This window comes from Lysinibacillus sp. NPDC097214, from assembly GCF_050277945.1.
Taxonomy (GTDB): domain Bacteria; phylum Bacillota; class Bacilli; order Bacillales_A; family Planococcaceae; genus Lysinibacillus; species Lysinibacillus xylanilyticus_B.
In genome coordinates this window covers 382,794-397,351 of the sequence record NZ_JBNNSS010000001.1, presented here as the reverse complement: position 1 = coordinate 397,351, position 14,558 = coordinate 382,794, and the positions used below count along the sequence as shown (strand labels likewise).

Here is a 14,558-nt window from a genome sequence, read left to right as displayed (position 1 = left end):
AAGCGAGTAGCCCGTAGCGGAAATCAGAGCCTTCTAATTCATTAGAGTGGATAAAAGTGGTTAATCAACATGCTTGATTATTTACTGAAATAATTTAGTGAATTCTCTTTTTAAACGATTTTTCAAGTTACGGTGTGGTAAAATATAATGATTGAAATGAACGGGAAAGGACGAACCGAAAATGGCAGATAATCTTGATTTATTTGAACTAAATAAATTTTTTATACTCGGACGTCCAATCGTCTCTATCTTCCATAATGCACAAAATATGTATTCGATAATTCGTGTGAAAATTCAAGAGACCAACTTACAGTATGAAGATAAGGAAATAATAGTTGTTGGATATTTTCCGCCGTTACAAATGGATGAACAATATCGTTTTACAGGATTATTGAAACAACATCCAAAATATGGTGTTCAATTTCAGATTGAGACATTTACAAAGGAAGTGCCAGCAACAGAGCAAGGAATTATTCATTACTTATCAAGTGATTTGTTTGTTGGAATCGGAAGAAAAACTGCTGAAACAATCGTAGAGAAACTAGGCGCAAATGCGTTACGTCTTATTTTAGAGGACCCAAATGCGCTTGATGCTGTACCTCGTTTATCTGCTGAAAAAAAAGAGGTTATTCATCGTACGATTGAACAAAATCTAGGCTTAGAACGAGTGATGATTCAACTTAATGAATGGGGTTTCGGACCACAGCTCGGCATGAAAATTTACCAAACATATCGCACAGAAGCAATTGAATTATTAAATGAAAATCCATATCGCCTAATAGAAGATGTAGAAGGTGTAGGTTTCTTTCGTGCTGATGAACTAGGTTCTAAATTGGGTATTATCGGTAATCATCCAGACCGTATTAAGGCGGCGATTCTACATACTCTCAATAATGCAGCATTATCGGATGGGCATGTGTATTTAGATGCAGAAAATGTTTTACCATTAGTAAAAGATATGCTTGAGCAAAGCCAACGAGAGGAAATTCCCTTTGAAATTATTTCAAAAGCTTGCATCGATTTGCGTGAGGAAAGTAAGATTTGTGGGGAAGAAACGAGACTCTATTTGCCATCCTTATATTTCTCAGAAGTAGGAATTGCATCAAAAATAGTAGCTTTAATCGAACGTAACAATAAGGCTGAACATTTTAGTAAGGACGAAATACGCAAAGCGATTGGTGAAACAGAAGAGCTACTCAATGTTTCATATGCTGAAACACAAGCGAGTGCTATTCAACAAGCGCTAAACTCAGCCGTTATGATTTTAACTGGTGGACCTGGTACAGGTAAAACGACGGTTGTTCGGGGTGTAGTAGAAGTGTATGCAAAGCTACACGGACTATCATTAAACCCGAAGGAATATGCACAAAAAGAAGAGCCCTTTCCGATTATTTTATGTGCTCCAACAGGACGTGCTGCCAAGCGTTTATCGGAATCGACAGAGCTTCCCGCAATGACCATTCATCGATTGCTAGGCTTTACTGGTCAGGAAAAAGAGGAAGAAACTGAGCGTGAGGTTACAGGAAAACTCATTATTGTAGACGAAATGTCGATGGTCGATACTTGGCTCGCACATCAATTATTAAAATCCTTGCATGAGGATGTGCAAGTCGTATTTGTTGGCGATCAAGATCAGCTTCCGCCAGTAGGACCAGGCCAGGTATTAAAGGATTTGTTGGCTTCTGGGCAAATACCTACTGTGGAATTAACAGAGGTTTATCGACAAGCAGAGGGCTCGACTATTATTGAACTTGCTCACCAAATTAAACGTGGTAATATCACAAATGACTTAACGTTAAAAACGTCTGATCGTTCATTTATTAAAGCCTCATCAGATCAAGTAGCAAATGTTGTCACACAGGTTGTGAAAAGTGCGGTTACGAAAGGTCAAGAAATTCGAAATATCCAAGTGCTAGCACCAATGTACAAAGGTCCAGCAGGAATAGACAATCTAAATAAAATGATTCAGGAGCTTATTAATCCAAACGATACTGGTACTAGAAAAGAGCTTGTCTTTGGGGATGTCACATATCGTATAAAGGATAAAGTCTTACAACTTGTTAATCAACCAGAAAGCAATGTTTTTAATGGTGATATGGGTGAGGTAATCAGTATTATCAAGGCAAAGGAAACAATTGAGAAGCAAGATTTACTTGTTGTATCATTCGACGGTATTGAAGTAACTTATCAACGTAGTGACCTCAATCAATTGACACTTGCCTACTGTTGTTCTATTCATAAATCGCAAGGCTCTGAGTTCCAAACAGTTATTATGCCGGTTGTACGAGGATATTCTAAAATGCTGCGTCGTAATTTGTTATATACAGGTATTACGCGTGCAAAAAATTTCTTAATTTTATGTGGTGAGCCTGATGTGCTAGCAGATGGCTTACAGCGTACGGATGATTTACAACGCTTTACGTCTCTACGTGCAAGGCTCAATCCAATGGATATTGCAGAGGAAATTATAGAATTAGAAACGATGCCATTGAACGAAGATTCACAAAATGAAAAACAAGCTATTGATTTTAAGCTAACGGTAGAAACGGAATCATATATCCATCCATTGATAGGCATGGATGGTATCTCGCCATATGATTATTTAGATGAGTAAAAGGCTGATTGCTTCTATTTACGTTGCTATTACCTTTTGCAGAAAAAGTATATGCCACCAATCAATCAACAACATTTGACCAGTTTCATAAAATGGTCCTACCATATGCACAGTAAAATAAAACCCGATCAATTCGAATTGATCGGGTTTTGTTATACAAATTTTTGATTAGTGAATACCAACTAAGTGATGTTTAACTACTTCATATGCTTGGCACACATTTTTAAATTGATCTTTTTCTTTGGCAATCATATCTGAAGCAATCGTTAATAAAAGATTCTCTTCATTATGATCCTCCATTTTGTTCATTAAAGCAGCTTCCATTTGCGCTACGTACGAGATGATTTGTTTATTCATATATATGCTCCTTTTAAAAAAAGATGTTTTCGTTTTGGTTTCGAAGTTATCTTACACCTGCTTAAATAAAAAATCTAGCAATTCTGTACTAGTCGAAGGAGACTTTTTTGTGAATGTGTCGCAAAATTGAACTTGTTTAAAAAGTGCTGATTGAAACCGTTTTTCTCTAAAGTGACTGAAAAATCATGCAATAAAGGCGGGTTTTTAACTGTATTTATAAAGTGGTACAGTTTATAAAATAAGGGGTTCTGCTATAATACAGATTGCTTAAGCGGAACCTATATTAGGAAGTTTCATATACTAAATAAGTATAAAAACATTTGTGACGTTTAGGGGTGACTGCATGCCAGTAATTACAGGACAGCAATATATTGACCGTATTGACGCTTTACAAACATACATTTCGATTGATGGGAAAGTTGTCACAGGGAAGGTGTCGGAGCATCCAGCATTTAAGGGAGTAATGAAGAGTCAGGCAAGACTTTTTGATTTGCAAAATGAAGAGGAATTGTTCGAGAAGATGACATATGTTTCGCCAACGAGTAATAACCGTGTAGGTATGTCTTACCTTCAGGCAGTGACAGTCGAAGATCTCGTGAAAAGACGTAATGCAATACGAGAGTGGGCATTATCCAATAATGGCCTTATGGGGAGAAGTCCGGATTACATGAATACGACATTAATGGCTCTAGCATCGGTTGCAGAATATTTGAAAGATAAGCCAAATTGTTTCCCACAGCATTTGTTAAAATTTTATGAGTATGCTCGTGAGAATGATTTGACTATGACACATACATTTATCGAGCCGCAAGTAAACCGTCAAAAATTTTATTTTGAAGATGAGGAGGTTACAATTGCGGCTAAGATTGTCGATAAAACGGGCGAGGGGTTAGTAATTAAAGGTGCGAGATTACTAGCGACACAGGGAGGAATTACAGATGAACTCCTTGTTATATCAACAAATGGTTTTGATGAAGGAAAAGGCTTTGCTTTCTCAATACCAAGTAATACAAAAGGTTTAAAGTTTTTATGTAGGCAATCATTTGTCGGAGGGGAATCGGCTTTTGATTATCCATTAAGTAGTCGTTACGAGGAAATGGATGCAATCGTTGTATTTGATAATGTTGTAGTACCGTGGGAACGCGTCTTTTATTATGAGAATGTGGAAGTTGCCAATAACTTTTTGAATGTAAGTGGTTTTCAAACATATGGTTTACATCAAGTTCTTACACGTCAAATTACCAAAACAGAATTTGTCTTAGGTGTTGTACAGTCAATTGTAAATACGATAAATGTCGGCGAATACCAACATGTGCAGCAAAAGGTTGTTGATATCATCGTGGCATTAGAAACGATGAAGGCCTTACTGTTAAAGTCCGAAATAGAAGCAAAAAAAGATGATTTTGGTTTTCTAAGACCTGACCTTCCAACAGTACAAGTAGCTATTCAGGTGTTCCCTAAAGTGTATCCGACCTTTACAGAAATTATCCAGCTACTTGGCGCAAGCGGATTGATGTCCATTCCAAGTGAAAAAGCATTTACTGCGGATGAAGGCGACCTTGAGCATTATTTACAGTCTTTTCAGGATGGTGGTGAGGAGCGCGTCAAAAAATTCCGCTTGGCTTGGGATTTAACGATGAGTAGCTTTGGTACACGACAAACACTGTATGAGCGCTTTTTCTTTGGAGACCCTGTCCGTTTAGCTAGCGCGCTTTATAATTCTTACAATAGGGAAGAATTAGTGAATAGAGTCGAGAGCTTTTTAAAAAATAATAATTAGTTTCGAGGAAGTAACTGTTTAAAACTAATTTAAACAGTTACTTCTCTTTGGTATGAATTGCTGTAAAAAATACATACTATCAATATCTTCATAGATAAGTTAGCACATCATCAAAAGTAACGATTCCAAGGAGTTCAAAGTTCTCTGTTACAACGGGGACTGCTAAAAGACCATATTTGCGTATGATTTGGAAGACCTCAGATTGGTTTGTGTTGGCAGTCACTGAAATGATTCCAGAGTTCATAATTTCGCCCAATCGACTCTCTGATGGGGAAAGGATAAGCTCTCGTAATGATACGACTCCAAGCAATTGTTTATTGGAATCTGTAACGTATAAGTAATAAAAAGTTTCTGCATCTACTTCGCTTTGCTTTAGGCGTTCAAACACATCAATTACTAAATCATCTTTTGCCACTATTACTACGTCTTTTGTCATCAAGGCGCCCACTGACCCTTTTTCGTATTGAAGTAATTGCTTAATATCATCAGCTTCATCTTTTTCCATTTGCTCTAAATAATAATCAGCTTCTTTATATGATAGTAGCCCCAAAAAATCGGTAGCGTCATCTGAAGGTAATTCATTTAACATCTCCACTGCAAATGGACGGTCAAGCTCCAAAATACATTTTTTCTGCATGGATGGTTCTAGCTCGCTAAAAATATCTCCAAATGCGCAGGGAGCTAAAAAAGAATAAATTGTAAAGCGTCTTTCCTCGCTGAGCTCTATAAAAAATGTTGCCTGATCCATAGGGTGTAAATCTAGGAAATCCTTTCGGAAAGAATCTTTTTTTTCAGACTTTAAAGAGTGCAACATGTAGTATGTGTACTCTTCTTTATATTTGTATTGATTTAATCGAATCATTTTTGACACGCCTTTCTATTACAAATTCTCAATTTCGACACTCAGAACGTGATCAATTTTTTTGACATAATAATATATTTCAGTCGTATACTGGTCTTCCGGTACAGAAAGAACTAAATCAATTAATTGGTGGCCGTTATCAATATCTTTGAGCTTGAAATGCCGAATTTTATATTCATCTTTTTTTGATAGTTCATTTTGCCCTTTATACTTAATCATTTTAATTAATTCTGTCATACGATAATTCGATTCCACGATAATCTTTAATGAAATTTCCTGGCGGTTAAGTGTTGACAGGCCTAATGTTTTAATGAGAAGAGGCACAATGTTGACTGCTCCCATCAAGAGGATGACAGCACAACTTGCTTCTAGATAAAACCCCGCCCCAATCGTAATTCCAAGGGCAGAAGCTGACCAGATTAGCGCAGCGGAAGTAAGGCCGGAAATAACTTCGTTACTTCTTCGTAAAATAACGCCTGCACCAATGAAACCAACTCCACTTACAATCTGCGCAGCAAGTCGCATCGGATCCATATTCGGATGATTTGCACCTCCAAATTTACCGAATGCTTCTATTGAGACAATTGTTAATAAACAGCTAGCAATAGAGATGACCATACTAGGTCTTATGCCAAGTTGTTTTTGTTTAATCTGTCTGTCAATCCCAATCAATAATCCGAATAGCAAAGCTAGGATTAGCTTGATTATCATTTCTACTGTCATTGTCATCGTCATCGTTAATCACCTTTTCATTTCTTTGTTTAGATTGCCATTTAAAATAAAATAAAAAAGCTCCCATAAAAAAAAGGGAGCTTTTTGCTTAGAATGTATCTTGTTCGACATACACATCAAATAAACCTATCTTGATATTTCCAAATTGCAAAAAATCAGAATTGGATGATTGAAGAAAGGGACATATGTGGACTGAACGCTAAAACGCTGCCTTTTGCCATATTCGAATTATTTAAAACTATGAAATGCCATATCGAATAACTATCCATCATATGTTTCCCCCTTTTTTAGTCAAATAAAATAAAAACCCCTCTTTCGATTCAGAGAGGGGGTGAAGAGTGCACAAAAAAGCACGTTCGATTCCCCTTGATCGAGTTTTAGCACTATACACCGTAAAGAAATGAAATCATTTCTTAGCCACCTTATGAAAAGCCTTAATTCGGCAATTCCTGTTCTACCCATGGGCATCTTTCGATATTTCTGGGCAGTGGCCTATGTTTGCATAGGAGCCTCACCTAACGAGGACTTATTGTTTTCAGCTGAATTGTACTCCGAATAATTTTTGTTGTCAACAACTGTTCCAAAAGCAAAAATCTTAAAACGGTATTAGGGAAAAAGTGTATTTTTGGCTCATCATCATCGTGTAGGGGATTTCTGTTCTGTTTATGCGTTTCGCTTTTGGGTGTCTGGATGAGCTATTGGTCTCGTAGCGTATTACAGGACGTATCTCCTGTAGCCTTCGTTTTTCTACTTACTCGTTACAGGTGTTTGTCTAGCTCCATTCAAGTAACTTTTATACTTGGTATACATTAAAAAAATAGCATCCCTAACTTTTGGGGAGGCTTATTTTTAAACTTTCAAGGCATGTATTTCTACTCAAATCAAATGAATTAATATTGTATTTATGATAATTAAAAGATTCTGGAACAATCTAAGCACTTTTCATAATGGTTTCTTGGATATCTATGTGTGAGTAGCTAGGTTTCTAATCAATTCTGTGCTTGAAATAAACAGCTTATAAGAACGGAGAACGTGTTGAATAAAGCAAAACTCTTTATCTTTTCTGCATAGAAAAATTTTAGTGAGATTTCAAATTTTTGAACAGAAATTCGTGATAAAAAGCACTTAAAAAATAGTATTAGACTCTTGACAAAATGAAAAATACGGATTACGATGGCGAGGAAATTAAATAAAACCTCGTTAGGTGAGGCTCCTATACAAACATAGGCCACTGCCCAGAAATATCGAAAGATGCCCATGGGTAGAACAGGAATTGCCGGATTAAGGCTTTTCTTAAGGTGGCTAAGAGATGTATTTATTTCTTTACGGTGTATAGTGCTAAAACTCGAGTTAGGGGGAATCGAAAGTGCTTGTTGTACGTATTTATTTTTTATGCGCTTTTTTAAAACCTCCGGGACTCCTGGAGGATTTTTTTATTTCCAAATAAAGAGCCTTATTACACATTGCTATTTAGATTCAACTCTTTTAGCAGAAGAATAAGAGTTCATTTTTAGAAAGGAGGGGGTCAAAATGGAGAGTCCAAGTATGACCGATGGAGATAGTAGGAGTAAAAAACGTAGATCTGTTTTAATTCAACAGATTAGGAGGACGATTCAATGCTTAAAATCTATAAAAGAGGCAGAGAAGCGCTGGAAGAACAGCCTAAGATCGTTCAGGGTAGCTGTGTTTATCTCACTGAACCGACAGAGGAGGATATACAGTACGTTGCTAATCGCTTTGGGATACCAACTGACTTTATTAGCGACTCCCTCGATATTGACGAACGATCACGAATAGAAAAAAGCGGAAATGATTTATTGCTAATTGTCAATGTACCCTTAAAAATGCCAAATGGTGAAACTATACCATATAGGACAATTCCGATTGGTATTATTCAAACAAGTGAAGTAATTGTCATCATTTGTCGTAGTAATGATCATCCGATTTTACAGGAATTTAGCAAAATTCTCGATAAGAATTTTAATAACAATATAAATGTATCTTTTATTTTGCAGTTATTGCTTGTTTCCGCCAGTTACTATTTACGTTGTCTAGATGATGTTGATCAAAAAGTTATTGTATCTGAAAAAATAATACAAAAATCGATAAAAAACAATGACGTGTATACTTTACTCAATATAAATAAAAGTCTTGTTTATTTTACCAAGGCACTAAAAGTCAATCTTGTGATGATGAAGAAGTTGTCAAGAGCGTTAGAAATGAATGAAGAGGATGAAAAATGGTTACAAGCCACTTTTAATGAGATGCAACAAGCTCATGATACATCTAAAATTTACAACGAAAATTTAAGTAATTTAATGGACGCATATTCTGCGGCGATTGAAATTAATCTTAGTGTCGTCGTGAAAGTTTTAACTGCTTTTACGATTATCTTGACGTTTCCGACGATGGTCGCAACGATATACGGGATGAATTTCCCGTTGCCCAAGCAGGATGAAGTATACGCATTAGCAGTACTTATGTCCTTCTCTACAGTCATTAGTTTGTTGACAGGATGGATATTTTACAAAACAAAGCTATTTTAGCAGAGAAGGTGAGGGAAAAAGATGCTTACGATATATCAAAGTGATTCATCAGGTCAATTACAAACGGTATCTAACATTGTCCACAACACGTTGCTTTATCTTGTAGATCCGACAGATGCTGAAATTTCTCAAATTTCAAATAAACTTAATATTCCGGAAAATTTTATTCGTGATTCCTTAGATATCAATGAGCGACCTCGGATTGAAAAAGATGATTCGTCAATGGTCATCATTCTCAATTCTCCTGTGGCGATGAATGAGGAACGGTTGTACGAAGAAATTCCTTATCGGACGATACCAATCGGAATCATCCATGTCAAAGATCATTTGGTGATTGTCACAAAAAAAGATAATTCATTATGTAATGACATATTTTTAGGGAAGTACGGAACATTTCAAACGCATATGAAGACTCGAATAACATTGCTACTATTTGAAGCAATTACGCAGTCGTATCTCGATTTTCTCAAACGTATAAAAGTCCAAGTTGGTCGATTACAACAAGAGTTAAAGGAATCACATAACAACCGCGAGCTATTCGGCTTGATTAATATCAACAAAGGTTTAGTGTATTTTTCAACATCTTTGAGAGCGATGCGCAATGTGTTTTTACACCTTTCCAAAGGTCAAGATATGAAACTATATGATGAAGATGAGAAAATGCTACATAATGCGCTAGTAGATCTTGAACAAGCAGCGGAAGTAACGGAAATGCGTAGTCTTAGTTTAAGTAATCTAATGGATGCGTACGCGGCAATTACTCATAATAACCTGAATAGCGTTTTAAAAATACTGACTACCATTACGATTGTCCTGATGATTCCCACTATTTTGGGAAGTATTTTCGCAATGAACGTTCCATTGCCTTTTGAAGATCAGCCATTCATGTTTGTCATCATTCTTGGGCTCATGGCAGGAATCAGTGGAGGTCTTGTCTACGTATTTTACAAAACAAAATTTTTACGTTTTTGATCTATTTTTATACCGTATATAGAAAGGGTGTGTACCAAAATGCTTTTAATATACAAAAGTAATTCTGAAGGTAAGTTTGAGCAGACATCAAATATTGGGTATAACAGTTGGCTTCATCTTGAAGCGCCAACATCCAGTGAAATTGAACGTGTAGCGACAGCTCTTGCCGTTCCAAGCGATTTTCTAACTGATTCACTTGATATAGAAGAACGCCCGCGAATCGAAGAGCGCGATGGAGCGGTCTTGATGGTTATACATGTCCCGTACGATCAATTAAATGTCGAGAGTTCTTCTCACAACGTGAAATATCGAACGATACCTATGGGGATTATTCATACTGAAAATCATATGATTACGATTTGTAAAGAAGAGCTACCTTTCATAAAAGATCTTTTTAATGATGGGATGACTCTTTTTGAGACACATATGAAAACGCGCAACACTTTAAATATATTAAGTACAACGGCTCGAGCATATATTCGATTTTTAGCTACAATTGAACGTGAAATCAATATAGCTGAAAAAGAACTTGCCAAGTCATATCGTAATAGTGAGTTATACACACTACTATATTTAAATGAAAGTCTTATATATATGGTAACATCACTTAAACAGATGAAATTTACGATGCAAAAAACATTACAGGGTAGCAATATCGAATTAGATGAGGACGATGCAAATATTTTAGACGACGTGCTGATTGAAATAGATCAAGCATATGAAGTGACGGAAATTAATCAAACTAATTTAAATAATATTATGGATGCGTATGGTAACGTCATTCAAAACAACGTAAGCCAAGTACTTAAATTACTCGCTTCATTTACTATTATATTATCGGTGCCGATGTTAATTGCCAGCGTTTATGGGATGAATGTGCCTCTACCGTATCAAAATGCATCTAATGCATTTTGGGTAGTGGTCGTCGTAATGGTCGTGTTAACAGGATTGTCTACCTTTGTTTTTTACAAAAAAAATTATTTCTCTCGATAGTCTCGGTATGAAGGGGAGATACCTTGGGAAAAAATTGAGCTTAGTTATAATTGGTTCATTACCAAAAGTTGTGAATGACTTTTGGTGAAACGTATATTAGGTAAATAAGTTAATTGGAGTGGAGACCGGGCGACTCCTTGGGGATCAGCAATAGAGGAACGAAGGCTAAATGCATCACAGCCTGTGATAACGCCTTCGTGACCAACATCATGTTGGCCCGAGACCCTGCAGCGCAGCGGATGTTTTCTGTGCGAAAGCGTAGTGTTAACGTAGCGACAGCAACGAAGCGGCTCATCGGACGCCCCCAGGAAGCTTTGCTCTGTGCGAAAGCGTAGTGCTAACGTAGCGACAGCAACAAAGCGCCCAGTCGGAACGGAAATCAACTACACGTTTTGGTGAAGATCCTTATGATTAGCAATTATAGTGCCAATTGACAGAAGAACATATTTTTTTTATAATTCTTGTTAGAAAATAGTAAAAAACGATGATGGAACAAGTACGTATTTGTGCGTGTAAAAGAAAGGGATTTCTTGGCTGAAAAAATCCTCACAATAGCAAATACCGAAAGCTACTCCAGAGTGCAGTTAATCGCTGCCGTTCACTTACGTTACAAGTGCTAAAGAGGTAAGTATACTTATACTTACAACTAGGGTGGTACCGCGAGACAAATCACAAGTCCTCGTCCCTTTTTGGGGATGGGGGCTTTTTTATGTTTTCTGCGCGAAAGCGAAGCGACAATAACAATTATGCCAAGGCAAAATTGACTTGCGGATTCATCTCGTGATTTTACAAAACATATAGGGAGGAACTTTTTAAATGAAAGCAGTAGAAATTCGCCGCATGTATTTAGAATTCTTTAAAGAAAAAGGTCATCATCATGAGCCATCAGCACCACTTGTGCCAATCAATGACCCATCATTACTTTGGATTAACTCAGGTGTTGCAACACTTAAACCATATTTCGATGGTCGTATCATCCCTGAAAATCCTCGTATTACAAATGCCCAAAAATCAATTCGTACAAATGATATTGAAAACGTAGGTAAAACGGCACGACACCATACGTTTTTTGAAATGCTAGGTAACTTCTCAATTGGGGATTACTTCAAAAAAGAAGCTATTCATTATGCTTGGGAATTCTTAACGGATAAAAAATGGATGGGCTTTGATCCAGAGCTTTTATCTATTACTATCCATCCTGAAGATCAAGAAGCGTATGACGTTTGGCATAACGAAATTGGTATTCCTGAAGAGCGTTTAATCCGACTAGAGGGGAACTTCTGGGATATCGGTGAAGGTCCATCTGGTCCTAACTCAGAAATTTTTTATGACCGTGGGGAAGAATACGGTTCAGATGAAAATGATCCAGAAATGTATCCAGGTGGTGAAAATGAACGCTATCTAGAAATTTGGAACTTAGTGTTCTCTCAATTCAACCATAATCCTGATGGCACTTACACACCACTTCCAAAGCAAAATATTGATACTGGTATGGGTCTAGAGCGTATCGTATCGGTAGTTCAAAATGTTCCGACGAACTTTGATACTGATTTATTCATGCCTATTATTGAAAAAATCGAGCAGTTAGCAAATCGCAAATACAAACGTCCAGGTGAAGTAGCACTAAGTGAAATCTTCGGTTCAGAAGAAGATATTAATACACCATTTAAAGTGATCGCGGACCATATTCGTACAGTGGCGTTTGCTATTGGTGATGGTGCTCTTCCTTCAAATGAAGGTCGTGGATATGTATTACGTCGTTTACTACGTCGTGCCGTGCGCTATGCAAAACAAATCGGCATTGAAAAGCCATTTATGTTTGAATTAGTACCAACTGTTGGTGAAATTATGAATGATTTCTACCCAGAGGTAACGGAAAAATGCGAATTTATCCAACGTGTTATTAAAAATGAAGAAATTCGCTTCCATGAAACATTAGACGGTGGTCTTGCTATCTTTAACGAAGTTGTAGAAGCTCAAAAAACAGCGGGCCACGACTATATTCCAGGTGCAGATGCATTCCGTTTATATGATACTTACGGTTTCCCAATCGAATTAACAGAAGAGTATGCGGAAGAAGTAGGCATGAAGGTAGATCATGAAGGCTTTGAAGCAGCAATGGAAGAACAACGTGAACGCGCACGTGCAGCTCGTCAAGATGTGGATTCTATGCAAGTGCAAAATGAAGTGCTAGCGAACTTGACGGTTGCAAGTGAATTTGTAGGCTATGATACATTAGCGACAGACACAGAAGTTGCAGCGATCATTGTCAACGGCCAAGTATCAAAAGTGGCATCTGAAGGGCAAGAAGCACTAGTTATTTTAGCTAAAACACCATTCTATGCTGAAATGGGTGGTCAAATTGCGGATAGCGGTGTTATTTCTAACGATAGCTTTACTGCCATTGTAAAAGATGTACAAAAAGCTCCAAATGGTCAGCCGCTTCATACAGTGCTCGTAGAAACTGGTGAAATGCATGTTGAAGATGCTGTAAAAGCAGTAGTTAACCGAGATGAACGTAATTTAATTATTAAAAACCATACAGCAACACATATTATGCAACGTGCATTAAAAGATGTACTAGGTGACCATGTTAGCCAAGCCGGATCATATGTAGGACCTGATCGCTTACGCTTTGACTTCTCTCACTTTGGACAAGTGACAAAAGAGGAATTACAACAAATTGAACGTATTGTAAATGAAAAAGTGTGGGATGATATAGAGGTTGTTATTGAAGAAAAAGGTATCGATGAAGCGAAAGCTATGGGAGCAATGGCGCTATTCGGTGAGAAGTATGGCGATATCGTTCGCGTTGTTGCAATTGGTGATTACTCTATTGAGCTTTGCGGTGGTATTCACGTGAAACGCTCTTCTGAAATTGGTTTCTTCAAAATTGTTTCAGAAGGTGGTATCGGTGCAGGTACTCGTCGTATCGAGGCTGTGACAGGTAAAGTTGCTTATGAAGCAGTGAAAGAGGAAGAAGCTTTATTAAACGAAGCGGCAGCATTATTAAAAGCAAATCCAAAAGATCTTGTGACAAAAGTACAAGCTTTGCAAGCTGATTACAAAGATTTACAACGCGAAAATGAAGCATTATCACAAAAAATCGCCAATGCACAAGCAGGAGCTATTGTGGACGCAGCGCAAACTTTTGGAGATGTAACTGTTTTATCTACTAAAGTTGAGGCGAAGGACAACAATCAACTGCGTCAAATGATGGATGACTTGAAAGCTAAAATGCCTAAAGCTGTCATCGTTCTAGGTGCTGTCGATGGCGAAAAGGTTATGCTATGTGCTGGAGTAACTAAAGATTTAGTTGGTGGCAATTACCATGCCGGAAATATCGTAAAAATGGTAGCAGAAGCATGTGGTGGTAAAGGTGGCGGTCGTCCAGATATGGCGATGGCAGGTGCAAAAGAAGCATCAAAACTTGATGAAGCACTACTTTCTGTGTATGATTATGTTAAATCCATTTAACTTCTTTTAGCGAAAAGAAGTTAAAGCCTCCGGCGGATGTCACGGAATCGGAAAGGAGTTCGCATAGGATGTTAGCCTAAAATCATCGCATCCATGCGATAACGGCTAACTGACCTGCATCACACAGGCCTAAACTCAAAGCCGATTTCCGGACGCAATTATGCCGAGGCATAATTGATAATACGCCAAAACATGTTATAATAAAGAGAAATTGGAGATGGCTTT

General features: G+C 37.4%; 9 protein-coding genes, 2 riboswitches and 1 other annotated feature. Of the genes, 6 read left to right on the top strand and 3 right to left on the bottom strand.

The annotated features are described in order from the left end of the window. The first annotated feature begins 181 nt into the window (after positions 1–181). The gene (gene recD2 / locus ACQKMI_RS01955) at positions 182–2,614 is read left to right on the top strand and encodes an SF1B family DNA helicase RecD2 (RefSeq protein ID WP_427486956.1); all 2,433 of its coding nucleotides are present in this window, start codon (positions 182–184) and stop codon (positions 2,612–2,614) included. Between the two features lie 168 nt (positions 2,615–2,782). On the opposite strand, the gene ACQKMI_RS01950 is transcribed toward recD2, so the two are convergent. Continuing rightward, complete coding sequence (locus ACQKMI_RS01950) at positions 2,783–2,971, bottom strand: hypothetical protein (protein WP_323647495.1); 189 nt, start codon at positions 2,969–2,971, stop codon at positions 2,783–2,785. Positions 2,972–3,314: 343 nt separating this feature from the next. On the opposite strand from ACQKMI_RS01950, the gene hpaB reads away from it, so the two are divergent. Further along, positions 3,315–4,751 carry a 4-hydroxyphenylacetate 3-monooxygenase, oxygenase component gene (hpaB, locus tag ACQKMI_RS01945; protein WP_427486955.1) on the top strand — a complete coding sequence of 479 codons (1,437 nt, stop codon included), beginning with the start codon at positions 3,315–3,317 and terminating at the stop codon, positions 4,749–4,751. 88 nt (positions 4,752–4,839) lie between these two features. Here the strand turns inward: hpaB and ACQKMI_RS01940 are convergent, their stop codons facing one another. Both ACQKMI_RS01940 and ACQKMI_RS01935 read right to left on the bottom strand, forming a co-directional pair. Continuing rightward, entirely contained in the window at positions 4,840–5,613 is a 774-nt protein-coding gene (locus ACQKMI_RS01940) for a magnesium transporter (protein WP_427486954.1), read from the bottom strand. A gap of 18 nt (positions 5,614–5,631) precedes the next feature. Then, entirely contained in the window at positions 5,632–6,342 is a 711-nt protein-coding gene (locus tag ACQKMI_RS01935; protein WP_427487334.1) for an MgtC/SapB family protein, read from the bottom strand. 359 nt (positions 6,343–6,701) lie between these two features. Next, positions 6,702–6,875: riboswitch (M-box (ykoK) riboswitch) on the bottom strand. Between the two features lie 659 nt (positions 6,876–7,534). After that, a riboswitch (M-box (ykoK) riboswitch) is annotated at positions 7,535–7,710 on the top strand. 251 nt (positions 7,711–7,961) lie between these two features. On the opposite strand from ACQKMI_RS01935, the gene ACQKMI_RS01930 reads away from it, so the two are divergent. The 4 genes from ACQKMI_RS01930 to alaS all read left to right on the top strand — a co-directional run bounded on the left by ACQKMI_RS01930 (position 7,962) and on the right by alaS (position 14,333). Then, positions 7,962–8,891 carry a magnesium transporter CorA family protein gene (locus ACQKMI_RS01930; protein ID WP_427486952.1) on the top strand — a complete coding sequence of 310 codons (930 nt, stop codon included), beginning with the start codon at positions 7,962–7,964 and terminating at the stop codon, positions 8,889–8,891. A gap of 21 nt (positions 8,892–8,912) precedes the next feature. Continuing rightward, positions 8,913–9,863 (top strand): magnesium transporter CorA family protein, encoded by a 951-nt coding sequence (locus ACQKMI_RS01925; protein ID WP_427486951.1) that lies wholly within the window; start codon positions 8,913–8,915, stop codon positions 9,861–9,863. A gap of 39 nt (positions 9,864–9,902) precedes the next feature. Continuing rightward, a complete protein-coding gene (locus ACQKMI_RS01920) occupies positions 9,903–10,856 on the top strand; it encodes a magnesium transporter CorA family protein (RefSeq protein WP_427486949.1) in 954 nt (317 codons plus the stop codon). 475 nt (positions 10,857–11,331) lie between these two features. Continuing rightward, positions 11,332–11,546 (top strand) — a binding site (T-box leader). 126 nt (positions 11,547–11,672) lie between these two features. Further along, positions 11,673–14,333 carry an alanine--tRNA ligase gene (gene alaS / locus ACQKMI_RS01915; protein WP_427486947.1) on the top strand — a complete coding sequence of 887 codons (2,661 nt, stop codon included), beginning with the start codon at positions 11,673–11,675 and terminating at the stop codon, positions 14,331–14,333. Positions 14,334–14,558: the final 225 nt, after the last annotated feature.